Source organism: Amycolatopsis tolypomycina, from assembly GCF_900105945.1.
Lineage (GTDB): Bacteria > Actinomycetota > Actinomycetes > Mycobacteriales > Pseudonocardiaceae > Amycolatopsis > Amycolatopsis tolypomycina.
Genome location: NZ_FNSO01000004.1, coordinates 655,127 through 680,412, shown reverse-complemented (window position 1 = coordinate 680,412; position 25,286 = coordinate 655,127). Strand labels below are relative to the sequence as shown.

The following is a 25,286-nucleotide window of genomic DNA, read 5'->3' as shown; positions in this document are numbered from 1 at the left end:
CAGACTCGTTCCCATGACTCAAGCAGTGGCGGCGGGCAGGCCCGCCGGAGGGGGACGCATCCGAGGCACGGTTGCCGTGCTCGCACGGCGGCTGCCGTTCACCAGCAGTGTCACACTCGCCATGCTGGCGCTGGCCGTCGCGACCGGGGCGCTGTGGAACGCGGCCGAAGACCGCGCGGCCTACCCGTTCGTCGCCTACGGGCTGCCATCGCTGGAGGCGGGCCGGTGGTGGACCATGTTCACCGGGCCGTTCTTCGCCGTCATCCCTTGGTATTACGTCCCGATGGTCGGCAGCTTCGCGCTCTTCGCCGGCTTCGCCGAGTGGAAGCTGGGAACGCGGCGCGCGATGGCCGTGACCATCGGCGGCCAGTTCGTCTCGGTGCTCGTCGCGACCCAGTTCCTCGCGCTGTGCCGCAACTCCGGCTGGCTGTGGGCCGAGCGGGTCGCAGGCAGCCTCGACGTCGGGTTCTCCGGCGGCGCGCTCGCCGCGGTGGCGGTCGCCAGCGCAACGCTGCGGCCGCCGTGGGCGCTGCGCCTGCGGGCCGGGTTGTGCGTGTATGCCGGGGTCGCGATCGTCTACGTCGGCACGCTGGCCGACCTCGTGCACTTCTTCGCGCTGCTGCTGGCCCTTCCGCTCGGCAAGCGCCTGGTGGGCGCGCGGCGGGCGGCCGGGCAGGCGGCGCCGAACCTGCGGGAGTGGCGGGTGCTGGCCGTGGCCGGCCTGCTGCTGCTCACCATCGCCGAGATCGTCATGTTCCTGGTGCCCGGCGACGGCCCGTTCGGTTCCGACGACGGCGTTTCCCTGACGGCGCCGGAGCTCGGCATCCTGGTCCTGCTGGTGGTGCCGATGATCAACGGGCTGCGCAAGGGCGGCCGCGTCGCGTGGCGCTGGGCCGTCGCGCTCTCGGCGTTCGTGACGCTGCAGGGCCTGGCCGTCGCGACGGCGCTGGGCGTGGCCGACATCTTCGGCGGCGACTACGACGTCGCCGGCCTGCCGCTGTTCTTCGTGGACAATCTCTTGTGGACGGTCGAGCTGGGCGTGCTGATCGCCGCCCGGCACGCCTTCCGCGTGCCGTCGCGCCGCCGGCTGCGGCGCCACGCGCAGGGCCCGGGGCCGGCCCTGGCCCGCACCCTGCTCGGCCGCCACGGCGGCAGCACGCTGTCGTGGATGACGACCTGGCCGCGCAACACCTACTTCGTCCGTGAGGACGGCCGCTCGTACCTCGCCTACCGCCGGCACGCGGGCGTCGCGGTCGCCCTCGGCGACCCGATCGCCCCGGACGGCACGGAAGCGGCCACGGTCACCGAGTTCGCCGCGATGTGCGAGAACTCCGGCCTGGTGCCGTGCGTGTTCTCGGCGACGGAAGCCACCGTCGCGGCGACGCGCGAGCTGGGCTGGCAGCACGTCCAGGTCGCCGAGGACAACGTGCTCGACCTCGAAGGCCTCGAGTTCCGCGGCAAGGCGTGGCAGGACGTCCGGTCGGCGCTGAACAAGGCGGCCAAGCAGGACATCGAGTTCCGGCTCGTGCGCCTGGCCGACCAGCCCGAGCCGATCCTCGCGCAGGTCCGGGCGCTGTCGGAGGAGTGGATGTCCGGCAAGGCCATGCCGGAGATGGGCTTCACCCTCGGCGGCGTCGACGAGGCGATGGACCCGGCCACCCGGGTCGGCCTGGCGGTCGACGCGGAGGGCACGGTCCACGGCGTGACGTCGTGGCTGCCGGTGTACACGGGGGCGGGCAAGGTCGGCGGCTGGACGCTGGACGTCATGCGCCGCAGCGCACACGGTTTCCGCCCGGTGATGGAGTTCCTGATCGCGTCGGCGTGCCTGGCGTTCCGCGAGGAGGGCGCCCGGTTCGTGTCGCTGTCGGGCGCCCCGCTGGCCCGCAGTGACTCCGGCACGCCGGCGCGTTCGGTGGACCGGGTCCTGGAGTCGCTGGGCCGCGTGATGGAGCCGTACTACGGATTCCGTTCCCTGCACGCGTTCAAGGCGAAGTTCCAGCCGCGGCACGTCCCGCTGTACTTGGCTTTCCGCGACGAGGCAGACCTGCCGCGCATCGGCCTGGCCCTGAGCCGGGCGTACCTGCCGGACGTCCGCCTGCGGCAGCTGGCCAAGCTGGTCAGCAGTTCCCGAGCTCGTTAGCGCGAATCCGGCCTGGCCACGGCGTTCTGGTCCGTCAGGATCAGCCACCGTCGGCCAGGCCGGTCAGTAGCTCTCCGGCACGCTGATCCGCTGCGGGAACCGAATCCGCCGCCGGGCCACGACGTTCTGTTCCTTCGGGATCAACCGCCCGTCGGTCAGCCGCAGCCAGTGGCCGTTCCGCGAGTCGGTGAAGGCGAGCATCACGCCGGGCGTCATGTCCGGCCGCTGCCACTCCTCGCGGATCGGCATCCGCCACTTCCCGGGCGGCAGGATGGCGTAGAGGTACTCGTCGTCCTCGATGTTCGGCCCCCGGTGCAGCGTCGATCCGGTCATCGGCAGGTTGTGCACCAGATCGAACGAAACGACAACGTGGTTCACAGCCTCGGCATTTGCGTTCGAGACGACCATGTAGCCCTGCCCGTCGGCGTACTCGATCCACGCGGTGACTTTCGCGGCCTGCTCCTGCCGTTCCCGCAGGTCCCGTTCCCGCCGGTCCGCCTGCGCGAGCCGGCCGTCGCGGATGGCGATCCACAGCGCCACCACGACGGCCGCGATCGTGCCGATGCCCCCGACCCACTGGCCGGACGCTCCCCACCAGTCCGGGTCACGCGGCTCGACGAGCCAGATCCAGGCCTTGGCCAGCAACGGCCCGAAGAGAAGCACGAACCCCGCGACGCCGAGCACGCCGAACGCTCCGGTCCGGATCCGCCCGAGCCGTCTGTCCGCATCACCGCTCATGGGGTCACAGCCTGCCGAATTCCGGCGGTCGGCGGAAGCAGAACGGCGAAACGCCCGTGCTTCGAAGGAACATCCCCGGACGGCGGTCACCGGTCCGCGGCCGGATCGCCGGCAACCGTTGGAGCGTACGAAAGCCGCTAGCGGTAAGTCGTCGGCGGCGGAGTCGTCGTGCTCCGGGCCGACTCCGGCACGAACCGGTAGCTGCGCACGATCCGCACCAGGTCGTCCCGCACCGAAGGCCCACCGCGGTCGCTGTCCGCGTACGCCACCACCACGCCCGGCGCGCCCGAGCCGTCCCCGAACGCCAGCGCCGCGACCAGCGCGTGCCGTGCCGCGCACTCCCCGGTTTCCGTCGGCACCACTTCGGCGACCACGATCCTGGCCGGGACCGCGGTGCCGTCGGCCTTCGTGATCTGCGCGTCCGCGCCCGCGTCCGGGGTGACGGCGGCGAGCGGGCCGTTGTCCGGGCTGTAGGCGCTCACCCCGAGGTCGGTCACAGCTTTGCGTGCCGCCGCGTCGAGGCCGGATGGCGGTTCCGTGGTCACTCCCGCGCCACCGATGGTGTTTTCGCCGCAGAAGTCCTCGCCGAGGAACGCGCTCGTGATCAGCCGGAGCCCAGGGACCGCGGCGGTTTTCTCCCAGCCGTGCAGCGTGCCGGGCGCGGGCACCCAGTTCGGCGGGACGTCGTAGGCGTACGAGCCGTCGCGTCCCGCCACGGACTGCCAGCCCGCGACCGCCGCCGGCACCGCCGCGCGCGGCGACGGTGTCACCACCACCGGCGCGGGTGGTGGCGACGACGACGCCGGGCGCGGCTTGCCGACGCCCAGCGCGTTCAGCACGCCGGCGACCAGAGCGATGAACACCAGGCCGAACCACGGCGCCCGGCGCCACTTCAGCGGTTTCGGCCGTGGACGGATCCGCTTCGGCTGCGCGCGCGGCGCGTCCGCGGGTTCGTAACCGCCGAACCCGCGAAGCGCCGCGTTGTCCTCATACCCCGGCGTCGCGTCTTCGCCCCGCCGAGAGAACAGTCCCATCAGGACCGGACGAGCTTGACCAAGTGCTCGACGACGGCGTCGACCGCGATCTCCTCGCGCTCGCCGGACCGCCGGTCCTTCACCTCGACCACACCGTTGGCCAGGCCGCGCCCGACGACCAGGATGGTCGGCACGCCCACCAGCTCGGCGTCGGCGAACTTGACGCCGGGCGTCGCCTTGCGGTCGTCGAGGATGACCTCGACCCCGGCGGCGTCCAGTTCGGCGGCGATCTTCTCGGCGCCGGCCGCGACGGTCTCGTCCTTGCCCGCGATGACGATGTGCACGTCGAACGGCGAGACGACGCGCGGCCAGATCAGGCCGAGGTCGTCGTGGTTCTGCTCGGCGAGCACGCCGACCAGCCGCGAAACGCCGACGCCGTAGGAGCCCATGGTGATCCGGATCGGCTTGGAGTCGGGGCCGAGCGCGTCGACCTCGAAGGCATCGGTGTACTTGCGGCCGAGCTGGAAGATGTGCCCGATCTCGATGCCGCGCGCGGCGACGAGGGTGCCGTGCCCGTCCGGCGACGCGTCGCCCTCCCGGACCTCGGCGGCCTCGATGGTGCCGTCCGGGGTGAAGTCGCGGCCGGCCAGCAGGTCGACGACGTGGTGGTCGACCTTGTCGGCCCCGGTGACCCAGGCGGTGCCGGGGACGATCCGCGGGTCGGCGAGGTAGCGCACGCCGTTGTCCTGCAGCGCCTTCGGGCCGATGTAGCCCTTGACGAGGAACGGGTTCTTCGCGAAGTCGGCCTCGTCGAGCAGCGCGACCTCGGCCGGCTCCAGCGACGCTTCGAGGCGCTTCATGTCCACTTCGCGGTCGCCCGGGACGGCGACGCAGACGAGCGTCCACTCGTCCGAGCCCGGCTGACGCGTCTTGAGCATGACGTTCTTCAGCGTGTCCGCGGCGGTGAAGGTGCGGCCCAGGCCGGCGTTGTTGAGGAAGTCGACGAGCGTCTCGATGGTCGGCGTGTTCGGCGTGTGGTGCACCTGCGCCTCGGGACGGCCCTCGATCGGCTGCGCGGCCGGCGCGGGCGTGACGACGGCTTCGACGTTCGCCGCGTACCCGGACTCGGTGCTGCGGACGTAGGTGTCCTCACCGGTTTCGGCGACGGCGAGGAACTCCTCGGACGCCGAGCCGCCCATGGCACCCGACGTCGCCTTCACGACGACGTACTCGAGGCCGAGCCGGTCGAACAGCTTGGTGTAGGCGTCGCGGTGAGCCTGGTAGGAGCGCGCGAGGCCGTCGTCGTCGAGGTCGAAGGAGTAGGAGTCCTTCATGACGAACTCGCGGCCGCGCAGGATCCCGGCGCGGGGGCGGGCCTCGTCGCGGTACTTGGTCTGGATTTGATACAGCGTGACCGGGTAGTCGCGGTACGAGCTGTACTCGCCCTTGACGGTGAGGGCGAAGAGCTCCTCGTGCGTCGGGCCGAGGAGGTAGTCGGCGCCCTTGCGGTCCTTGAGGCGGAAGAGGCCGTCGCCGTACTCGGTCCACCGGCCGGTGGCCTCGTAGGGTTCCTTCGGCAGCAGCGCGGGGAACTGGATTTCCTGCGCGCCGATGGCGTTCATTTCCTCGCGCACGACGGCCTCGATGCGGCGCAGCACGCGCAGGCCGAGCGGCAGCCAGGAGTACCCGCCCGGGGCGACCCGGCGGACGTAGCCGGCGCGTACCAGGAGCCGGTGGCTCGGTACTTCGGCGTCCGCCGGATCCTCGCGCAACGTGCGAAGGAACAACGACGAAGTCCTGGTGATCACTGCGGGGCTCCCTGCTCCGGGCGGGTGTGAAAGTCCCGCTCAGGGTAGTCAACCACCCGGCCGTGACTCCAACGGGTTACTCGGCGGCCCGTTTTTGTCGGTGGTGACCGCTAGCGTCGGGTCAGTGTCAGGGTGGTGTTGCCGCTGTTGCGGTGGTTGGGATCCTGGCCGCTGGTGACCTGGCTCGTAGCGTCGCTGCCACCTGCTTGCGGGTTGGCGATCATGCGTTGTGCCGGTCACCGGTGAGCCAGGGCCGACCGGCGTGACTTGATAGGAGCGTGGCAGCGCCCCCACTGAGGTGTGTCCGCCGGCCGGCCCAGCCGTCCCTTCGAGCTGGAAGGAGACCATCCCCATGGTGGTGATGCTGGGTATCGATGTCCACAAGAACACCCACACCGCGGTCGCGGTCGAGCAGGTAGGGCGCAAACTCGACCAGAAGACGGTGCGCGCGACCGATGCCGGTCACCGGCAGCTGCTGCGCTGGGCACTGCGCAACTGGCCAGACACCGAGCTGACGTTCGCGGTGGAGGACTGCCGGCACGTGTCGACCCGGCTGGAACGAGCGCTGCTCGCCGCAGGCCAGACCGTGGTCCGGGTCCCGCCGAAGCTGATGGCCGGAGCTCGCTCCTCGGCGCGCACGCGCGGCAAGTCAGACCCGATCGACGCACTGGCCATCGCCCGGGCCGCGCTGCGCGAACCGAACCTGCCGGCCGCCACACACGACAGCGTCTCCCGCGAGGTCAAACTGCTCGTCGACCACCGCGAAGACCTGGTCAACACCCGCACCCAGGTGCAGAACCGGCTGCGCTGGCACCTACACGAACTCGACCCCGAACTCGACCCCACCGCCCGCAGCCTGGACCGGCTCTGCGAACTCGACCGGCTCACCGCCTGGCTGGCCCAGCAGCCGGCATCGATGGTGGTGCGCATCGCCACCGAGCTGGTCACCGACATCCGGGCACTCACCGTCCGCGCCAACGCACTGGAGCGGGAACTCGCCCAGCGGATGGCTCACCTCGCACCCCGCCTGCTCGCCATACCCGGCTGCGGTGCCCTGACCGCAGCGAAAATCGTCGGCGAAACCGCCAACGTGACCCGGTTCCGCTCCGAAGCCTGCTTCGCCATGCACGCCGGCGTCGCCCCCATCCCCGCCTCCTCCGGCAAGACAAACCGACACCGCCTCGCCCGCGGCGGCAACCGACAACTCAACGCCGCGCTGCACCGCATCGCCGTCACCCAAACCCGCCTGGCCGGCCCCGGCCGCGACTACATCCACCGACGCCGAACCACCGGAGACACCACCATGGAAGCACTCCGCGCCCTCAAACGACGCCTCGCCCGCGTCGTCTACAACACCCTCCACCACGACACGACCCAACAACCAACCACGCTCCCCGCAGCGGCTTGACATAGGAGCAACACATGACGATCCGAATGGGCATGATCACGATCGACTGCGCGGACCCAAAGGTCCTGACGCAGTTCTGGACGGCGGCGCTGGGCACAAGGGTGGAGCAGGACCACGGCGAGTTCGTGATGCTCGCACCGCCCCCCGAGGGCGGGCTGATGGTGGGGATCCAGCAGGTACCGGAGCCGAGGGCAGGCAAGAACAGGGTCCACATCGACTTCGGCACAGAGGACCGAGCAGCCGAGGTGAAGCGGCTCGTGGAGCTGGGCGCGAAGGAGGTGTCGGAGCACGAGGTGCCGGGCTTGGCGTGGACGGTGTTGACCGACCCGGAGGGCAACGAGTTCTGCGTGTCAGCCGGAGTGCACTGAGCAACGCCTGACCGGCGGTGGAGGTGGGGGTGGGCGGGGGCGGGGGGAGGGAGAAAGGGAAGGTCGGGCGCGGGGTTCGGTGGCCCGGGAGTGAGTCGAGGTGGCCGGGCTGGTCGCCGACCCGGCCACGCCCACGTGCCGGCCGCGCCCTGGCCCGCGCTTGCCCGCCCTGGCCGATGCTGCCGCGGCTAATTCGCTGGCCCGCCGGTCGGTCGGCTGCCGCGGCCAACTCGCCTACCCGCCCGCGGGTCGACCGCCGCAGCCAACTCGCCTGCCCACCCGCGGGTCGACCGCCGCAGCCAACTCGCCTGCCCACCCGCGGGTCGGCCCCCGCAGCCAACTCGCCTACCCGCCCGCAGGTCGGCCCCCGCAGCCAACTCGCCTACCCGCCCGCAGGTTGGCTGCCGCGGCCAGTTCGCCCGCCGCCCGCGGGTCGGCCGCCGCCCGCTGCGACGAAACAGCCTGGTCCGAGGTGACCGGGCCCTTCGCCGACCCAGCCAACCCGCCCCGGCCCGGCAATCGTGCGCCGGGTATTCCCCGCGACCGGCCGATCCGCGTACCCCACGTCCGCAACCAGTCTGGCCCGAGCGAACCAGGCCAAACCTGCGCCGGCTGTCCCCGCCGTCAGCCCGATCCGCGTCACCCAGCCGCCGCGAAGCAGCCGCCCCGAATCAGCCCCGCCCGGAGCGCCGCCGCCGGCCGCGGGCCGGATCCCCTGTCCCCCACCGATTCCCCCACCCGCCCCATGATCGTCCGTTCGGCCCATTCCCACGTAAACCCCGCCTTTCGGCTACTGGCCACCCGCCAACGCGACCCGCTAGCATCGCCGCGACCAGGAACGGGAGGGTCCTTGGTGCGGGGTGACCTCGACATATCCCGTTCGCGATGAATTTCCGTTCACAGGGGGATCCATGCCGCCCGTCAAGGGTGCCTTCACCATGCCCGGAAGAGCCGGCCTCGTGCTCGCCGCAGTGGTGGTCGCCGGCGTTGCCGGGGCCGTTCCCGGGGCCGCCGTCACCGGGGGCAGCCCGGCCGCCGAGGGGGCCTACACCTTTGCCACCAAGGTCGAGGTCGGCGGTGTCCACGGGTGCAGCGGTGCCCTGGTCGCGCCGCAGTGGGTCGTCACCGCCGCGAGCTGTTTCCCGGAAAACGGCACCCAAGCCGGTCCGCCGAAGCTCGCCAGCAAGGCCATCGTCGGCCAACGAGGCAGCGCCGGGGCCGAACGCGCGATCGTCGATCTCCTCTTCCGGACCGACCGCAACGTCGTCCTCGCGAAGCTGGCCGCGCCGGTCACCGACGTCACCCCGGTTGCCATCGGCACCGCCGCCCCGGCGCCGAACGAGCGCTTGCGCGTCGCCGGTTACGGGCGCACCGCCACCGAATGGGTGCCCGACAAGCTCCACACCGTTCCCGTCTCCGTGCAGAGCGTCACCGCCACCACCCTCGCCGTCCTCGGTGACCCGGCGACCGCGACGACCTGCCAGGGCGACGCCGGCGGTCCTCTCCTGCGCGAGCGCGACGGTGTCGTCGAGCTCGCCGGCCTCCACCACGCGTCCTGGCAGGCCGGCTGCCTCGGCTCGAACGAAACCCGGCAGGGCACCGTCGAGACCCGCGTCGACGACATCGCCGACTGGATCGGCCTGCGCCTCCGTGGCGACGCCTACACCGCGCTGCCCGCCGCGCAGCGCGTCCTCGACACCCGCACCGACCTGGGCGGCCACAAGAAGCCGGTGGCGGCAGGCGAATCCGTGTCCGTCGCCATCCCCGGCCTGCCGGCCAACGCGAGCGCCGTCGCGGTCGGGCTCGTCGGCACCGGGGGCACCCGGAGCACCTTCCTGACCGCCTACGGCGACGCCCTGCCCACGACGTCGAACCTCAACATCGGCGCCGGTCGCACCGCCGCCGTCATGGCCGTGGTCCCGGTCGGCCCGGACGGCAAGATCAAGGTCCGCAACAACGCCGGCGACATCGAGGTCATCGTCGACTACCTCGGCTACTACAGCGCCTCCGGCGAGTCGACCTACCAGCCGAAGGACAAGCCCGACCTGGTCCTCGACACCCGCACCTCGCTCGGCGGACACCCGGGCAGGCTGACCGCGGGCGAGGTCGTCACGGTGCCGGTCCGCGGCATCGCGGGCGTGCCCGCCGACGCCGTCGCCGTGGCCGTCAACCTCACCGGGACCGAAGCCGACTCCGAGACCTACTTCAGCGTCTTCGCCCAGGGCACGCCCGGCCCGTCGACGCTGAACATCCGGCCGGACGAGCACCGCGCGACCCAGTCGCTGGTGCGGATCGGCGACGACGGCGCCATCCGCATCTTCCTCCACCACGGCCAGGGCCACGTGCTGCTGTCGGTCGTCGGCGCGTTCGTGCCCGGCGACGCGGGCAGCCGGTACGCGGCGCTGAGCACGCCCACCCGCCTGCTCGACACCCGCGTCGGCACGGCGGCGGCGCCGCTCGGCCAGGGTGGGATCGTCACGGTGACGGCCGGCGGGCTGCCGTCGGGCGCGACCGCCGCCGCGCTGAACATCACGGGCGTGCAGCCGAGCATCTCGACGTTCCTGGCCGCCTGGTCGCACGACCTGCCCTACAGCGGTGTTCCCTCGACGGTGAACGTCATGGCGGGCGAGAACACGTCCAACGCCGCGACGGTCAAGCTCGGCTCGGGGGCGCGGTTCGACGTCCGCAACTCGGCGGGCTCGACGGACGCGGTCGTCGACCTGCAGGGCTACTACACGCGGTAGCGGGTAGAAAGGCGGCATGAGCGCTCGCGTACTGCTGCCGTGGACCGACATCGATGTGCCGGAGGGGATCGGCGCCGCCTGCTACGACGGCGTCGGCGCCCCTCCGGCTGATCTCGGCGACGTCGAGTTCTACGTGCTGCCCTACGACCGCGGGCCGGAGCCGCCGCAGCTGATCAAGGAACTGCCTTCGCTGCGGGTGGTGCAGTCGTTGTCCGCCGGGGTCGAGACGCTCGTACCCCTGCTGCCCGGCGGCGTGCGCCTCGCGAACGGGCGCGGGCTGCACGACCTGAGCGTCGCCGAGCACGCTCTCGCGCTCATCCACGCGGCGCAGCGGGACCTGCCGCGCTGGTTCGCGCAGCAGACGCGCGGCGAGTGGGTCCGCGAGCACACGCGCTCGCTGGCCGACAGCCGGGTTCTCCTGGTCGGGTACGGCTCGATCGGGCAGGCCATCGAACGCCAGCTCGTCGCCGCCGAGGCGGTCGTGACGCGGGTGGCGAGCCGTCCCCGACCGGCCGAGGACGTCCGCGGCGTCGAGGAGCTGCCCGACCTGCTGCCCGGTGCCGACATCGTGGTGCTGATCCTGCCGGACACCCCCGCAACGCGCGGCCTCATCGGCCCGGACGAGCTCGCCGCCCTCCCCGACGACGCCCTGCTGATCAACGTCGGCCGCGGCACGGCGATCGACACGGACGCGCTCGTCACCGAGACCCGCACCGGGCGTCTCCGCGCCGGCCTCGACGTCGTCGACCCGGAACCGCTGCCCGCCGACCATCCACTGTGGACGGTTCCGGGGGTGGTCGTCACCCCGCACATCGCGGGCGGGTCGGCGTCGTTCTACCCGCGCGCGAAGAAGCTCGTCGCGGAGCAGCTGCGGAGGTACGTGCAGGGTGAGGACCTGCTCAACCTCGTGGAAATTTGAGCACGTAGACGTGCCATTCGTCTTCGACGCGGTAACCGCACCGTTCGTAGACACCGAGCGCGCGGTGTGCGTTGTCGACGTCGACGTTCAGGGCCGACCGGTCGAATCCCGCGTCCTTCGCCGCCCGCAGCGTGTGCCCCAGCAGCCCGGACGCGACGCCGCGGCCGCGCAGCGCGGCCCGCGTTCCCACCCAGGTGGCGTAGTGCTCGCGGACGCCCGTCGCCGCCGTTTCGGACGCGTAGTGGTGGCTCAGCACGAACGCCAGCACCTTGTCGTCGTCGATGATGAGGAACGACAGGTCCGGACGGAAGTCCTTCGAACCCGTCACCAGGTGGCGCCAGACGTCGGGCTCGTACATCGTGCTGCCCCAGTGGCCGGCGAAGGTGTCGTTGCGGGCGTCGAGCGTGGCGAGGTCGTACCGGAAGTCGAACGGCACCGCCTCGAAGCCGTCCGGCAGCGGCGGCTGCGGCGGCAGGTCAGCGAGGCCGGCCCGCATGTTCACCATCGTCCGGCCGTGCGTGTAGCCCGCGCGGGTGAGGACGCCGGCGATCCAGTGTTCGTTCTGGTGACTGCCGTGGTGCAGTTCGAGGGGCGCGTCCGGGAAGGCGCGCTCGTGGACCTCGCGGCTCGTGCGCGCCAGCCACTCGGCCAGGTGAGCGCCGACGGCGTCGGTGCGGTGCTCCGGGTGCACGACCGACTGGAGCCGGATCATGTGCACGGGGTCGGCGGCGGCGCGGCGGAGGACCAGGCCGTAGCCCACGAGCCGGTCGCCCGCCCAGGCGCCGACGGTGGCGCGGGCCAGGTCGACGTTGGGGGCCGCCAGCTCGTCGCGGAGGTCTTCCGCGCTGAAGTGGTCACCCGTCCGGTCGACTTCCTCGGCCGCCGCGTACAGCCCGGCGAGGGCGGGAGCGTCGTCGAGGGTCAACGGGCGCCAGGTCAGGTCCATGCCGGGAGGCTAGGCCGGGCGGCGGCGCCCGCGCATCCCGATTTAGGCTCGGCGCGTGCTGGTGCTGCTCCCCCCATCCGAGACCAAGGCCGACGGCGGCCGCGGCGGGCCCCTCGACCTCGCGACGCTGTCGTTCCCCGAGCTGAACCCGACGCGCGCGAAGCTCGCCGACGCGCTGGCCGAGCTGGCCGCCGACGTCCCCGCGAGCATCGCCACCCTGGGCCTCACCGAGCGGCAGGCCGGGGAGGTCGCGCGCAACGCGCAGCTGTGGACGTCCCCGACGATGCCGGCGCTGCGCCGCTACACCGGCGTGCTGTACGACGCGCTGGACGTGAAGAGCTTCACGAGGGCGGACCGGGAGAAGGCCCACCGGCGGCTGGCGGTGACGTCGTCGCTGTTCGGCGTCGTCTCGGCGACCGACCCGATCCCGGCGTACCGGCTCTCCGGCGGCAACTCGCTGCCGTCGCTGGGCACCGTCCGCGGGCTGTGGAAGCCGGTGCTCGAGCCGGTGCTGCAGGGCGTCGAGGGCCTGGTAGTCGACCTGCGGTCGGGGACGTATTCGGCCTTCGCGAAGCTGCGCCCGGACGCGGTGACGGTCCGCGTGGTGACGGAGGACGCCCGCGGCGAGCGCGTGACGGTGAGCCACTTCAACAAGGCGTACAAGGGGCGCCTGGCGCGCGTGCTGGTGGCGACGCGCGCCGAGCCGTCCACTGTGGACCATTTGGCGAAGGTGATCACCAAGGCGGGCCTGGTGGTCGAGCGCACCGGCGAGCACGCCCTGGACCTGGTCACCGAGGGCTGACGAGCCGTTCGAGCAAGGCCCCCGAGTTGCCGCCGTCGATCCGCACGAGCCGGAAGCCCTGCCGGCGGTAGTAGTCGTGCAGCCGGGTGTTGGTGGTCCAGGCATCGAGCCGCAGTGAGCGTTTCCCGCGCCGCGCGGCTTCGTCGGCGGCTTCGCGGATCAGCCACGCTCCGACGCCGAGCCCGGCGAAGCGCCGGTCGACGGCGAAGTGGCTGAGGTGGAGCGAGGAGGCGGTTTCGCCGAGGGTCATGGTGGCGACTGGAACGGGCTGGTGCCGAGGTGGTGTGCGGGCGCCGGTCGCCGCCTCACTCCTTTCGAGCGGCGGGTCGGGCAGCTTCTCCGCCACTCGGAGCCCGCCCGTCGCCAGGTCCGGGCGCAGTTCCTCTGCCCGCCACGGCGAGCCCGACCACTGGTCGGTGCCCTGCGTGCCGAGCCATTCGCTCGCGCCGTCGAGGATCGTGAGCAAGGCTGCCAAGTCCGCCTCCGTTGCCGGGCGGAGGCGATATCCCCTCAAAACCGGTCCGGGGCGAACGGGGTCAGGTCGAAGCCCGGGTCCTCGCCCAGTGCGAGCGCCGCCACCAGCTTCCCCGCGAACGGTGCGTTCGTCAGCCCGCCCGCGCCGAAGCCCGTCGACACCGCCAGGCCCGGGCGGAGCAGGCCCAGCACCGGCAGGCCGTCCGGTGTCCCCGGGCGGAAGCCGACCCGGGTTTCGGCGAGGGTCGCGTCCGCGAGGCCGGGCGCCACTGCCAACGCGTTGTCCAGCACCTCGCGCTGGCCGGCCGCCGTCACGCGGTAGTCGAAGCCCGCGTCCGCCTCGCGGGTCGCGCCCGCCACCACCCGGCCACCGCCGAACGCGAGCAGGTAGTGGCTGCTGCCGCGCGGCAGGACCACCGGCCACGCCGACGTGTCCGTGCCCGGCAGGTCGAAGTGGCTGATCTGGCCGCGGTGCGGCGTCACCGGCAGGTCGATTCCCAGCGGTGCCAGCAGTTCCCGGGTCCAGGCACCGGCCGCCACCACGACGCTGTCCGCTGCCAGGGGGCCGTCCGGGCCCACCACCGTGCCGTCGGCGCGGAACGCGACCTCGCCCTCGACGAACTTCGCGCCCCGGCGCTCGGCCCCCGCCAGCAACGCGCGGCGCACCCGGTGCCCGTCGACACGGCCCGCTCCCGCCAGGTGCACCGCGCCCAGGCCGGGTGCCAGCGCCGGGAACAGTTCGCGGGCCTGCGCCGGGTCGAGGCGCCGGACCTCGCCGATTTCGGGCGCCTCCGCCGCTCGTTCGGTCAGCCGTTCGTGCGCTTCGGCCAGCTCCGCGTCGTCGGCGGACACGATCATCCCGCCGACGACCTCGAACGACGAATCCCCGAGCTCCGCGGTGAACTCCCGGTAGTGGCGGCCGGCCGCGGCCGCGAGCGGGTACAGCGCGTCTTCCCAGCGTGACGTCCACGGACTGACGATCCCGGCGCCGGCTTCGGTCGCCGTCCCCGGGCGGGCCGCGTCCGCCACGACCACTTCCGCGCCGCGGCCCGCGAGGTGCCAGGCCGTCGCCGCGCCGCCGATTCCGCTGCCGATCACGAGCACTCGCATGCTCTCCACCCTGCCCGATCTTGGCACGCCCGGGCCAACGGGATGCGCCACGCCGGCACCCGCCCGGTCGTATGCTGCGCGCCATGCCGAGCCGTGCCGAGCGGTATCTCGCCCATCTCGACACCCTGACCGGGTCCACCCAGCCCCGGCTGCAGCCCATCCCGTCGACCCAGCCCGGACTGGACGACGTCATCGCGTTCGTCTACGCGAACGAGCCCGAACCCCGGTACCTCACCGGTGCGACCTACGGACTTTCGCTGGCCGACCACCCCGAGTGGCACGGGGTGAAACCCGAGCTGTGGATCAGCGTCCGGTCCGACGACCCGGTCTGGGTGCTGGCCATCGGCTACCTCGCCGAGCAGCTGCGGGGTACGTGCCCGTTCGTCTACGGCGACACCATCGACTTCGGGCAGCCCATCGCGCCGGAGTCGGCGATGACCGCGTTCGCCGTTTCGGCGCCTGCGGCCCTCGACGCGCACCAGTACACGCTCATCGACATCGGCGGCCCGCCGATCAGCATCGCCGGCTGCTACCCGGTGCACGACACCGAGCGGAAGTACATCCGCGAGCACGGCATCGACGCGTTCTGGCAGCTGGACTGGGATCTGTACGACGTCCGCCGCGCGCCGGTGGTCTAGCGCCCCTCGGCAAGCTCGTGCACGCGGCGCCGAACGCTGCCCGCCGCCGCTCAGGCCCGGTAGGCGGCCGCCGCGAGCTGCGCGAACGACCGGACCAGCGGCCCGGTGTCCTTCCAGGCGACCACCACGGGGCTCGGCGCCAGGCCGGCGAGCGGCACCACGACCAGCTCCCCCGGCGGCCGGTGACCGAGCGGCATCAGCCCGACCGTGCCGTTCCAGAGCACCGCCTGCAGGCACTCCTGGACCGCCCGCACGACCGGCCCCTCGCGGGGTTCGCCGCCGTGCCAGTACGCCTGCCAGACCGGGTCGGTGCCGTCGGGGAACCGGAACCAGCGCCGTCCGGCCAGGTCGGCGAGCGCGAGCCGGTCGCGGCCGGAGAGGGGGTCGTCCGCGCGCAGCACCGCGCCCACCGGATCGGCGCGCAACTGGTGCACCGTCAGGCCGGTCTCGTCGAACGGCCCGCGGGTCAGCGCGACGTCGACCAGCCCCGCGCGCAGTCCGCAGGTCGGGTCGGTCAGGTCGGTGTCGCGGACGCGGACTTCGACGTCCGGGTGCTGCCGCCGGTATGCGTCGGCGAGCCGGTTCGCGGCCGGGTCGGCGCCGTCGCCGAGGATGCCGACCGTGAGGGTCGGCGCGCCCGCTGCCGTGGCGACGCGCACGCGGGCCTGGTCGGCCTGGTCGAGCAGCGCCCGCGCCTCGGCCAGCAGCGCAGTCCCGGCGGGGGTGAGCGTGACGCCGGCGGCGGACCGCAGCAGCAGGACGGCCCCGACGTCGGTTTCGAGCTGCTTGATCGCCCGGCTCAGCGGCGGCTGGCTCATGTGCAGCCGTGCGGCGGCCCGGCCGAAGTGGAGTTCCTCGGCGACCGCGACGAAGTACCGCAGCGTGCGCAGCTCCATGACCGGCGACGATATTCGCCCGGTATCGGCACCACCGAACCGGTCTTGGACGGCCGCGCCCGGGCGGCGGTGGAATCGGGGGCATGACCGAGCTGACCGATCCTGCCGTGCGCGTCTCCGGCGCCCGGGAGATCGCCCCCGACCTGCTGGTGATCCCGAACGACCACGTCGACCTGGTGCCCAACATCGGTGTCGTCGGCGGCACCGAGGCCGTCCTGGTCGTCGACACGGGTATCGGCACCGCCAACGCGATGCAGGTACTTGCCTTCGCCCGCGAAGTGGCGAAGGGCCGCCGGCTGTACCTGACCACGACGCACTTCCACCCCGAGCACGCCTTCGGCGCGCAGGTGTTCGCCGGCGAGGCCACCTACCTCGTCAACCGGGCGCAGGCGGCGGACCTCGCCACCAAGGGCCCGGGCTACCTGGAGATGTTCCGCGGCCTGGGCGAAACGATTGCCCGCCGGCTCGACGGCGTCCGCCTGCCGGCACCCGACGTCGTCTACGACGGCTCGCGGGACCTCGACCTGGGTGGCCGGACCGTCCGGCTGCGGCCCACCGGCCGGGGGCACACCGCCGGTGACCAGGTCGTCGAGGTGCCGGACGCCGGCGTGCTGTTCACCGGCGACCTGGCCGAGACCGGGCAGTTCGCCATCTTCCCGTGGTTCCCGCCGCACGACACGGACGTTTCGGGTGTGGGCTGGCTCGCGGTGCTGGACCGGCTGGTGGCGACCGGACCGCGGGTGGTCGTCCCCGGGCACGGAACGGTCGGCGGCGGGGCGGTGCTCACCGACGTCCGCGACTACCTGCGGGAACTGCGTGACGAGACCTGGCGACGGCGTGACTCGGCGATGGGCGTGGACGAGGTCGCCGCCGAGGTCCGGGCGCTGCTCGTCGAGCGCCACCCGGAATGGGCCGGCCGGGAATGGATCGAACCGGGCGTCGCGTGCCTGTGCGCGGAGCACGGCTGACTGCCGTTCGGCCGGGTTCCGGAAACACCCCTGACCCGCGAACGGGTGGCATCGAATCAGGGGTGCATCCGATCAGCCCGGCCGGACACCCAGCACCGCCATCGCCGCGTTGTGGCCCGGGATGCCGCTGACACCACCTCCTCTCGCGGCTCCCGCACCACAGAGCAGGATGCGCTCGTGCGGTGTTTCCACGCCCCAGGACCCGGCCCGGGCCGGGTCCTCGGCGAACGGCCAGGACAGGTCCCGGTGGAAGATGTGCCCCGCCGGCAGACCCAGCTCGGCTTCCAGGTCCAGCGGGGTTTTGGCTTCCACACAGGGTTTTCCGTCCGGCGTGGTGCGCAGGCAGTCCTCGATCGGCTCGGCCAGCACGCTGTTCAGCGAAGCGAGCGTCGCGCGCAACGCCGCTTCGCGTGCCTCTTCGTTGCGCCCCTCGAAGAGGCGTGCCGGCATGTGCAGGCCGAACAGGGTGAGCGTGTGCGTGCCGGCCGCGCGTTCGGCCGGGCCGAGGATCGACGGATCCGTCAACGAATGGCAGTAGATCTCGCAGGGCGGCAGCGAGGGGATCCGCCCCGCCGCCGCCTCGCGGTACGCCGTGTCGAGCTGCGTGTAGCTCTCGTTGACGTGGAAGGTGCCCCCGAACGCGTCGGCCGGATCGACGTCCGGGTCACGCAGCCTCGGCAGCCGCGTGAGGACCATGTTCACCTTCAGTTGTGCGCCTTCCGGGCGTTCGGCCGGATCTTCGCCCAGCAGGCGCGCGAGCGTCGCCGGCGCGACGTTCGCCAGGACGTGCCCGCCCCGGACGGCGAACTCGGTGTCGGCGCGCCGACACCGCACCTCGCCGTCCGGGTCGATCGCGAGCACCTCGGTACCGGTCTCCAGGCGCGCGCCCGCCGCGGTCGCCACCGCCGCGAGCGAACGGGTGACCGCGCCCATGCCGCCGACCGGGACGTCCCAGTCGCCGGTGCCGTTGCCGATGACGTGGTAGAGCAGGCAACGGTTCTGCCGCAGGTCCGCACTGTCCGCCGGGGCGAACGTGCCGATCAGCGCGTCGGTGAGCACCACGCCGCGCACCGTGTCGTGGCCGAACCACGACGTGAGCGTTTCGCCGATCGGCCGTTCGAACAGCAGGGACCACGCCTCGGCGTCGCCGACACGCTCGCGGAAGTCCACTTCGGACAGGAGCGGCTCGGTGAGCGTCCCGAACGCGCGCCCGGCGACGCGCTCGGTCAGCTCGTAGAACCGCTGCCAGGCCGAGAAGTCCGAAGTGGACCCGGTGACCGCACGGAACGACGCCGACGTCCGGCCGTCGTCGCCCGTGTCGACCAGGAGACCGGAACCGCCCGACGGGGTGTAGGACGACATCCGGCGCCGTCGCAGCTCCACGTCGAGGCCGAGATCGGCCACGATCTTCTTCGGCAGCAGGCTGACCAGGTACGAGTAGCGAGAAAGCCGGACGTCCACGCCCTCGAACGCGCGGAACGAGACGGCGGCGCCACCGGTCTCTTCCCGTCGTTCGAGCACGAGCACCGACCGGCCCGCCTGCGCCAGGTACGCGGCCGCCACCAGGCCGTTGTGCCCGCCGCCGACGATCACCACGTCGTAGCTGTCCATCTGCCGCCTTCCTTGGGTTTCGGCCTGCCCGTTCATCGTGACCGCGGCGCGGGAGCGAATTCAAGGAAACGTCACGAACGGACCGTTCGCGCTATTCGGTTGCGCGGAGCGTGACCGGTCCGGCATCCTGGGCGCAGCCGGCAGGGAGCCGGTGTGGTGAGAACGGGAGGTGCCTGTCGTGATGACTGTCCGGGCCCTTTCGCGCCCTCACCCACCCGCCCCCCGAGGCTGATCACGCGCCCGGTGGGGCATCCCTGACCAAGGAGAAACCCACCAGTGCGCCAGCACGACTTCGAAGATTTCGACCTGTTCGACGAGCAGCCAACCCGCCGCCGGAAGAGCCCGCGGCGCGGCCGGTTCGACGAACCCGAACCCACCCGCAGCGGACGGCTGACCGAGGCCGAACGCGTCCGCCTCGCGAAGCTGCGCGACGACGCCTACACCGAAAACCAGTTACCCGATGGTGCCGACCGTTGGTCCACCTGGGATGACGCCGAACACGGTCCGTCACCGCGGCCGGACTGGGTCGTCACCGAACTCGCCGCGGTCGACACCGACCTCGGCGTTCTCAAGACCGGCAAGGAGGCCGACGTCCACCTCCTGCGGCGGGGACTGCCCGGCACGCCGGGCACGCTGCTTGCCGCGAAGCGCTACCGCAGTGACGAACACAAGCTGTTCCACCGCGACGCGGGCTACCTCGAAGGACGGCGGATGCGCCGTTCCCGCGAGATGCGGGCGATGGCGCAGCGCAGCGCGTTCGGCCGCAACCTCATCGCCGAGCAGTGGGCGGTCGCCGAGTTCGCCGCGCTGAGTCGCCTGTGGACGCTCGGCGCGCCGGTGCCCTACCCGGTGCAGCGCGAGGGAACGGAACTGCTGCTCGAGTTCCTCGGCGACGACGACGGCACCGCGGCACCCCGGCTGGCCCAGCTCCGCCCGGACCCGGACGAGCTGAAGGACCTGTGGTTCCAGGCCACCGCGGCGCTCGAGCTGCTCGCCGCCGAGGGGCTCGCGCACGGCGACCTCTCGGCGTACAACCTGCTCGTGCACCGGGGCAGGCTGATGGTGATCGACCTGCCCCAGGTCGTCGACGTCGTCGCCAACCCCGGCGGCGCCGAGTTCCTGGCGCGGGACGTGCGCAACCTGGCCGGCTGGTTCCACGGCCGCGGCCTCGGCGAGCACGTCACGAACACCGGAGAACTGCTGGCGGAGCTGGTTTCCGCGGCCGGGTTGGGCTGACACCGGGGCGGCGTCGCGGGTGTGGTGTGGAACACGCCTGCGACGCCGCCCACAACCGGCGACCTCGATGCGTAGTCCCAGCTCCGGCTCGGGTACAGTGAGCACAGACCGCAACCGGCGGCGTGGATGAGTTGGTGTCCGTCGCCTCCAGAGCCACCGAATGGCTCGCGGTGATCCGTAACCCAAGCGGCGCGCAGTGTCGGCAAGCGATGACACGGTGTGCCGGGTCCGTCCCTGTGAACGCCCATCGCACACCATCTTGCCCTGCCTGCGCGCGGGCAGCCCGGGCCTCCCTTGCGACGAACCACGTCCGAGAGGCATTTGTGACAGTCACGTTCAACTCCGGCCACTCCTCGACGTCCGCCCGCGCGGGCCGTCCCGACCACAAGCCGCGCCAGCGGCCTGCGGGCGGCGACATGCTGCGCGACGACGCCGTCGAGACCGTGGCCACCAAGACCTTCGCCCAGCTGGGCCTGCCGGAGCCGCTGCTCCGCGCGCTGGCCGAGGCGGGCATCAACCAGCCCTTCCCGATCCAGTCCGCGACCATCCCGGACGCGCTGGCCGGCCGCGACGTGCTGGGCCGCGCCCAGACCGGCTCCGGCAAGACCCTCGCCTTCGGCCTGGCCATGCTGGCCCGGCTCGACGGCGGCAAGGCCCGCCCGAAGCGCCCCCGCGCGCTGATCCTGGTCCCGACCCGCGAGCTGGCCATGCAGGTCGCCGACTCGCTGACCCCGCTGGCCAAGTCGCTCGGCCTGTGGTGCCGCACGGCCGTCGGCGGCATGGCCTTCGCCCGCCAGGCGGACGCCCTGTCCCGCGGCGTCGACCTGCTGATCGCCACGCCGGGCCGGCTGTCGGACCACGTCCGACAGGGCACCGCGCACCTGGGCGACTGCAACTTCATCGCCCTCGACGAGGCCGACCAGATGGCGGACATGGGCTTCATGCCGCAGGTCCGCGAGATCCTCGACCTGACCCCGCCGGGCGGGCAGCGGCTGCTGTTCTCCGCGACCCTCGACGGTGACGTCAACCGCCTGGTCAAGCAGTACCTGACCGACCCGGTCACGCACTCGGTCGCGCCGTCGACCGCGAGCGTCACGACCATGGACCACCACGTGCTCCAGGTCTCGCACCAGGACAAGCAGGACGTCATCACGCAGATCGGCGCCCGCGATGGCCGCACGATCATGTTCGTGCGCACCAAGCACCACGTCGACCGGCTCACCGAGCGGCTGCGCGAGCAGGGTGTGCACGCGGCGGCGCTGCACGGCGGCAAGACCCAGGGGCAGCGCAACCGCGTCCTCGCCGACTTCAAGGACGGCCTCACCCCGGTGCTGGTCGCCACGGACGTCGCCGCGCGCGGCATCCACGTCGACGACATTTCCCTGGTGCTGCACGTCGACCCGGCGGCCGACCACAAGGACTACCTGCACCGCGCCGGCCGCACCGCGCGCGCCGGGGCGTCGGGTGTCGTCGTCACGCTGGCGACGCACGACCAGCGCCGGATGGTCCGCCGGCTGACCGACCGCGCCGGTGTGCGTGCGGAGTCGACGACGGTCCGCCCGGGCGACGCCGAGCTGTCCCGCATCACCGGTGCCCAGGAGCCCAGCGGCGAGCCGGTCGTCGAGCGGCGGCGCGAGAACCCGCGTCGCGGCGGCGGCTTCCGCGGTGACCGCGGCTTCGGCGGCGGCCGGGGTGGCGAGCGCGGCGGTTCCCACCGCGGCAGCCACGGCGACCGTGACCGCGGCGGCGAGCGTGGCGGCGACCGCGGTGGTTACCGCGGCGGCGACCGCGAAGGCCGTCCCGGCGGCTTCGGCGGCCGCGCCCGTCAGCCCCGCTCGGGCAACGGCGGTGGCTACGGCCGCCCGAGCCGTGGCCCGCGTCGCGGCTACGACAGCTGATCGTTCCCTTCGGAAGCCCCGGACCGCGTGGTCCGGGGCTTCCGGCGTTTCCAGGCCCGCTTGGCGGAGCTTCGAGGGCCGGATGGGAGACTGCGGGACGTGACTACGCCGCCGACGCCCCCGCCCGACGAGGTTTTCGACTGGCTCGACGCCGAGGCGGAGAAGCGGGCGAACGCCGGACTCGTGCGGCAGCTGCGGCCGCGTCCCGCGCAGGCCGACGAACTGGACCTGGCCGGCAACGACTACCTCGGGCTGGCCCGCGACAAGCGCGTCGCCGGGGCCGCCGCGGCCGCCGCGCTGCGCTGGGGCGCCGGGGCGACCGGGTCCCGGCTGGTCACCGGATCGACCGAGCTGCACACCGAGCTGGAACTGGAGCTCGCCCGGTTCTGCGGCGCGCAGGCGGCGCTCGTGTTCTCCTCCGGGTTCGCCGCGAACCTCGGCGCCGTGACGGCATTGTCCGGCTCCGAGTCCGCGATCGTCACCGACAAGTACATCCACGCGTCCCTGATCGAGGGCTGCCGGCTGTCGCGGGCCGACGTCGCCGCGGTGGCGCACTCGACGCCGTCGGCGATCAAGCACGCGCTCTCGACCCGGCGCAAGCCGCGGGCGCTGGTGGTGACCGATTCGGTGTTCTCGGTCGACGGTGACCTGGCCCCGCTCGGCGAGCTCGCCGGGATCTGCCGTGAGCACGGCGCGGCGCTGCTCGTGGACGACGCCCACGGCTTCGGCGTCCTGGGCGAGGGTGGCCGCGGGGCGGTCCACGCGGCCGGGCTGTCGGGCGCGCCCGACGTCGTCACGACGTTGACGCTGTCGAAGTCCCTCGGCGCCCAGGGCGGCGCGGTGGTGGGGCCGCGGCGGGTGATCAAGCACCTCGTGGACACGGCGCGGAGCTTCATCTTCGACACCGCGTTGGCGCCCGCGAGCGCGGCGGCCGCGTTGGCGGCGTTGCACGCGCTGAAGGACGAGCCGGGGCTGGCGGAGAAGGTGATCGAGAACGCGGGCAACCTGGCGATGTCGCTGAAGGCGGCCGGGCTGAAGGCGAGCGTGCCGGACGCCGCGGTGATCTCGGTTCAGGCGCCGTCCGCGGAGACGGCCGTGGCGTGGGCCGCGGCGTGTGCGGAACAGGGCATCCGCGTCGGGTGCTTCCGCCCGCCGTCGGTGCCGGACGGCATCTCGCGGCTGCGGCTGACGGCACGGGCCGACCTGACGGAAGCCGATGTGGACCGCGCGGTGAAGGTGATCACCGCGACGGCGCCGCGGGGCGCCCTCGCGTGATCGGCGGGCTTCACGGGCGGCGGCGCATCCTGATGTGCGGGATTCCGTCGTCGTCCATGTACTCCGCGCCTTCCGCGACGAAACCGTAGCGGGCGTAGAAGCCCTGGACGTAGGTCTGGGCGTCGAGAACGTACTCGCCCGGGACCGTCAGGGCCGCCTCCATCAACCGGGCCGCCAGGCCGGCTCCGCGGGCGGGGGCGGCCGTCACCACGCGGCCGATGCGGCGGATCCCGCCCGGATCGAGCAGCACGCGCAGGTACGCCAGCACCGCGTCGGCTTCCTCGAACCACAGGTGGCGGGTGTCCGGGAGCAGGTCACGGCCGTCGAGCTCCGGGTACGCGGCCTTCTGCTCCACGACGAACACGTCGACGCGCAGGCGGAGGATGTCGTGCAGCTGGGCGGCGGTCAGCTCGGGACCGGTGGCGTCGTGCAGGGTCGGCATACCCCTGCTTAGCACGCTCAGCCGAGGAGGCGGGGCCTGGCCTGGGCCTCGACCTCGTCGGCGTACTCCGAGACGCGCGTGTAGACGCCGGGCCGGTTCGCCTTCGCGCAGCCGTCGCCGAAGGAGACGATGCCGATCAGCGTGTCGCCGACCACGAGCGGGCCGCCGGAGTCGCCCTGGCAGGCGTCGACGCCGCCTTCGGCGTAGCCCGCGCACACCATGGTCCGCTGGTCGTAGACGTTGTAGTCGGCGCGGCATTCGCTGTCCGAGACCACCGGGACCTGGGCGCTGCGCAGGTAGTCGGAGCGGGGGCCGCCGTCGGCGATGCGGCCCCAGCCGAGCACGGTCGCCTGGGTGCCCTTGTCGTACAGCCGCGCGTCGTTGGCGTCGGGCAGCTTCGCGGGCCGGTAGTCGAACTGGCCGCGGACGGTGAGCACGGCGATGTCGCCGCCCTGCGTCGGGTCGGTGTAGCCCGGGGCGACCCAGACCTTCGAGACACCGAGGGCCTGGCCTTCGGCAGTGCGCTTGTCCTCGCGGCCGGCCACCACCCGGATGTCCTGCTTCGCCACCGCCTTGGCGCAGTGCGCGGCCGTGGCGACCGACGTGGAGCTGACGATCACCGCGCCGCAGAACTGGTTGCCGCCCGCGTCGGTCAGGTACACCGCGTACGGGTGGTCGGACAGGGAAGCCCGTTCGCCGCCGACGATCCGCGCCTGGGTGCCGGAGCCTGCCGCGCCGGAATCGGCCGCCGCCGTGCCCACCACGACCGGGACGGCGATCGCGGCGACCGCGAGGAGCGCGCCGCTTGCGAACAGCAGGGAACGGCGGGACTTCACGGACATGGGTCTTCCCCTCTTCGGCACAGCACAGGGCAGAGCACTCGGCACCCGGACAACTCCGGTGCGTGAACGACGTGCGCTCATTACCCTAATCCGAGGGGGCCCAAAACGGTGTCACTGGAACGGGTGGACTCCGCGCTCACCCGCCGCCTCTGCCAAGCTGGCCGGATGCGACGGAGAGCGACGGCGGCGTGGTGGGCGGCCCTCGCTCTCGCGCTGGCGGCGTGCTCGGCGGAGCCGCCCCCGCCCGTGCCGTCGGCCCCGAGGTCGACGCCGACGTCAGCCCCGACATCGACAACGATCGCGGCAGGCACCACGACCGCGCCGCCACCGTCGCCGAGCGCCCTCGCCGTCACCTGGCAGGTGGGTGCCCGGCCGCTCCCCCGCCGTCCCGACGGCTTCGGCGAGATCGAGCCGACACCACCCGAACTGGTGAATCGGGCACTTCCGACAAAAGACGTCCTCCCGCCGCCTGCGGGCGGGCGGTACGCTTCGACAAACACCGCAGTGCCCGCCGACGTCCTCGCGCGCAGTACCTGGCAGCCCGCCTGTCCGGTGAAACCCGGCGACCTCCGCTACCTGACGATGTCCTTCTGGGGCTTCGACGGCCGCGCGCACACCGGCGAAATGCTGGTGAACGCCCGTGGCGCGGCCGCGATCACGCAGGTCTTCGGACAGCTCTTCGCCGCGCATTTCCCGCTCGAGGAAATGCGCGTGACCAGCGCTGGCGAGCTCACCGCTCCACCGACCGGCGACGGCAACTCGACCAGCGCGTTCGTCTGCCGCCCGGCGCGCGGGCAGACGACCTGGTCGGCGCACGCCTTCGGGCTCGCCGTCGACGTCAACCCGTTCTGCAACCCCTACACCCAGGGCGACCTCGTGCTGCCCGAGCTGGCCTCGGCGTACGTCGACCGCGCGCGCAAGCGGCCCGGCATGGTCCTGGCCGGTGACGCCACCGTGCGCGCGTTCGCGGCGATCGGGTGGAGCTGGGGCGGGAACTGGCGCGGCCCGGTCGACCGGATGCACTTCACCGCGACCGGCCACTGACCACG

General features: G+C 72.6%; 22 protein-coding genes. 12 read left to right on the top strand and 10 right to left on the bottom strand.

The features are described 5' to 3' along the window. Window positions 1–76 precede the first annotated feature (76 nt). Window positions 77–2,140 (top strand): bifunctional lysylphosphatidylglycerol flippase/synthetase MprF, encoded by a 2,064-nt coding sequence (locus BLW76_RS13850; RefSeq protein WP_091307004.1) that lies wholly within the window; start codon window positions 77–79, stop codon window positions 2,138–2,140. Between the two features lie 63 nt (window positions 2,141–2,203). On the opposite strand, the gene BLW76_RS13845 is transcribed toward BLW76_RS13850, so the two are convergent. The 3 genes from BLW76_RS13845 to BLW76_RS13835 all read right to left on the bottom strand — a co-directional run bounded on the left by BLW76_RS13845 (window position 2,204) and on the right by BLW76_RS13835 (window position 5,660). Next, complete coding sequence (locus tag BLW76_RS13845; protein WP_091307003.1) at window positions 2,204–2,878, bottom strand: hypothetical protein; 675 nt, start codon at window positions 2,876–2,878, stop codon at window positions 2,204–2,206. A gap of 137 nt (window positions 2,879–3,015) precedes the next feature. Next, window positions 3,016–3,912 carry a DUF8017 domain-containing protein gene (locus BLW76_RS13840; RefSeq protein WP_091307002.1) on the bottom strand — a complete coding sequence of 299 codons (897 nt, stop codon included), beginning with the start codon at window positions 3,910–3,912 and terminating at the stop codon, window positions 3,016–3,018. Beyond that, entirely contained in the window at window positions 3,912–5,660 is a 1,749-nt protein-coding gene (locus BLW76_RS13835; protein WP_091306996.1) for a proline--tRNA ligase, read from the bottom strand. Before BLW76_RS13835 ends, BLW76_RS13840 begins: the two co-directional genes overlap by 1 nt. 352 nt (window positions 5,661–6,012) lie before the next feature. Between BLW76_RS13835 and BLW76_RS13830 the strand changes: the two genes are divergently transcribed. The 4 genes from BLW76_RS13830 to BLW76_RS13815 all read left to right on the top strand — a co-directional run bounded on the left by BLW76_RS13830 (window position 6,013) and on the right by BLW76_RS13815 (window position 11,099). After that, complete coding sequence (locus tag BLW76_RS13830) at window positions 6,013–7,068, top strand: IS110 family RNA-guided transposase (RefSeq protein WP_208613288.1); 1,056 nt, start codon at window positions 6,013–6,015, stop codon at window positions 7,066–7,068. A 14-nt stretch (window positions 7,069–7,082) separates the two neighbouring features. Then, window positions 7,083–7,436 carry a VOC family protein gene (locus BLW76_RS13825; RefSeq protein ID WP_091306995.1) on the top strand — a complete coding sequence of 118 codons (354 nt, stop codon included), beginning with the start codon at window positions 7,083–7,085 and terminating at the stop codon, window positions 7,434–7,436. Between the two features lie 938 nt (window positions 7,437–8,374). Next, on the top strand, window positions 8,375–10,180 hold the full coding sequence (locus BLW76_RS13820; RefSeq protein WP_167384599.1) for a S1 family peptidase: 1,806 nt from the start codon (window positions 8,375–8,377) through the stop codon (window positions 10,178–10,180). 16 nt (window positions 10,181–10,196) lie between these two features. Beyond that, window positions 10,197–11,099 (top strand): 2-hydroxyacid dehydrogenase, encoded by a 903-nt coding sequence (locus BLW76_RS13815; RefSeq protein WP_091306991.1) that lies wholly within the window; start codon window positions 10,197–10,199, stop codon window positions 11,097–11,099. Here BLW76_RS13815 and BLW76_RS13810 read toward each other — a convergent pair. Then, window positions 11,080–12,045, bottom strand: coding sequence for a GNAT family N-acetyltransferase (locus BLW76_RS13810; protein WP_091306989.1), 966 nt, complete (start codon window positions 12,043–12,045; stop codon window positions 11,080–11,082). The genes BLW76_RS13815 and BLW76_RS13810 overlap by 20 nt on opposite strands. A gap of 55 nt (window positions 12,046–12,100) precedes the next feature. Between BLW76_RS13810 and yaaA the strand changes: the two genes are divergently transcribed. After that, on the top strand, window positions 12,101–12,847 hold the full coding sequence (gene yaaA / locus BLW76_RS13805) for a peroxide stress protein YaaA (RefSeq protein WP_091306987.1): 747 nt from the start codon (window positions 12,101–12,103) through the stop codon (window positions 12,845–12,847). On the opposite strand, the gene BLW76_RS13800 is transcribed toward yaaA, so the two are convergent. Both BLW76_RS13800 and BLW76_RS13795 read right to left on the bottom strand, forming a co-directional pair. Beyond that, window positions 12,834–13,322 (bottom strand): GNAT family N-acetyltransferase, encoded by a 489-nt coding sequence (locus BLW76_RS13800; protein ID WP_143060620.1) that lies wholly within the window; start codon window positions 13,320–13,322, stop codon window positions 12,834–12,836. The genes yaaA and BLW76_RS13800 overlap by 14 nt on opposite strands. A 35-nt stretch (window positions 13,323–13,357) precedes the next feature. Next, window positions 13,358–14,431 (bottom strand): NAD(P)/FAD-dependent oxidoreductase, encoded by a 1,074-nt coding sequence (locus BLW76_RS13795; protein WP_208613287.1) that lies wholly within the window; start codon window positions 14,429–14,431, stop codon window positions 13,358–13,360. An 83-nt stretch (window positions 14,432–14,514) separates the two neighbouring features. Here BLW76_RS13795 and BLW76_RS13790 point away from each other — a divergent pair, with 83 nt between their 5' ends. Next, window positions 14,515–15,069 carry a suppressor of fused domain protein gene (locus tag BLW76_RS13790; protein WP_244170160.1) on the top strand — a complete coding sequence of 185 codons (555 nt, stop codon included), beginning with the start codon at window positions 14,515–14,517 and terminating at the stop codon, window positions 15,067–15,069. 50 nt (window positions 15,070–15,119) lie between these two features. Here BLW76_RS13790 and BLW76_RS13785 read toward each other — a convergent pair whose 3' ends face one another. Next, on the bottom strand, window positions 15,120–15,965 hold the full coding sequence (locus BLW76_RS13785) for a LysR family transcriptional regulator (RefSeq protein WP_091306979.1): 846 nt from the start codon (window positions 15,963–15,965) through the stop codon (window positions 15,120–15,122). Between the two features lie 83 nt (window positions 15,966–16,048). Between BLW76_RS13785 and BLW76_RS13780 the strand changes: the two genes are divergently transcribed. Next, the gene (locus BLW76_RS13780) at window positions 16,049–16,933 is read left to right on the top strand and encodes an MBL fold metallo-hydrolase (RefSeq protein WP_091306977.1); all 885 of its coding nucleotides are present in this window, start codon (window positions 16,049–16,051) and stop codon (window positions 16,931–16,933) included. 72 nt (window positions 16,934–17,005) lie between these two features. On the opposite strand, the gene BLW76_RS13775 is transcribed toward BLW76_RS13780, so the two are convergent. Further along, complete coding sequence (locus tag BLW76_RS13775) at window positions 17,006–18,544, bottom strand: phytoene desaturase family protein (protein WP_091306975.1); 1,539 nt, start codon at window positions 18,542–18,544, stop codon at window positions 17,006–17,008. 276 nt (window positions 18,545–18,820) lie between these two features. Between BLW76_RS13775 and BLW76_RS13770 the strand changes: the two genes are divergently transcribed. The 3 genes from BLW76_RS13770 to BLW76_RS13760 all read left to right on the top strand — a co-directional run bounded on the left by BLW76_RS13770 (window position 18,821) and on the right by BLW76_RS13760 (window position 22,953). Further along, window positions 18,821–19,780 carry an RIO1 family regulatory kinase/ATPase domain-containing protein gene (locus BLW76_RS13770; RefSeq protein WP_091306973.1) on the top strand — a complete coding sequence of 320 codons (960 nt, stop codon included), beginning with the start codon at window positions 18,821–18,823 and terminating at the stop codon, window positions 19,778–19,780. A gap of 323 nt (window positions 19,781–20,103) precedes the next feature. Beyond that, window positions 20,104–21,678: a DEAD/DEAH box helicase gene (locus tag BLW76_RS13765; protein WP_091306972.1), complete on the top strand. Its 1,575-nt coding sequence runs from the start codon at window positions 20,104–20,106 to the stop codon at window positions 21,676–21,678. Window positions 21,679–21,777: 99 nt separating this feature from the next. After that, complete coding sequence (locus BLW76_RS13760; protein ID WP_091306970.1) at window positions 21,778–22,953, top strand: 8-amino-7-oxononanoate synthase; 1,176 nt, start codon at window positions 21,778–21,780, stop codon at window positions 22,951–22,953. A gap of 10 nt (window positions 22,954–22,963) precedes the next feature. Here the strand turns inward: BLW76_RS13760 and BLW76_RS13755 are convergent, their stop codons facing one another. Further along, window positions 22,964–23,395 carry a GNAT family N-acetyltransferase gene (locus tag BLW76_RS13755; protein WP_091306969.1) on the bottom strand — a complete coding sequence of 144 codons (432 nt, stop codon included), beginning with the start codon at window positions 23,393–23,395 and terminating at the stop codon, window positions 22,964–22,966. Between the two features lie 17 nt (window positions 23,396–23,412). After that, window positions 23,413–24,237 carry a S1 family serine peptidase gene (locus BLW76_RS13750; RefSeq protein ID WP_091306966.1) on the bottom strand — a complete coding sequence of 275 codons (825 nt, stop codon included), beginning with the start codon at window positions 24,235–24,237 and terminating at the stop codon, window positions 23,413–23,415. Window positions 24,238–24,402: 165 nt separating this feature from the next. Here BLW76_RS13750 and BLW76_RS13740 point away from each other — a divergent pair, with 165 nt between their 5' ends. After that, a complete protein-coding gene (locus tag BLW76_RS13740) occupies window positions 24,403–25,281 on the top strand; it encodes a M15 family metallopeptidase (RefSeq protein WP_244170159.1) in 879 nt (292 codons plus the stop codon). The last annotated feature ends 5 nt before the right edge of the window (window positions 25,282–25,286 follow it).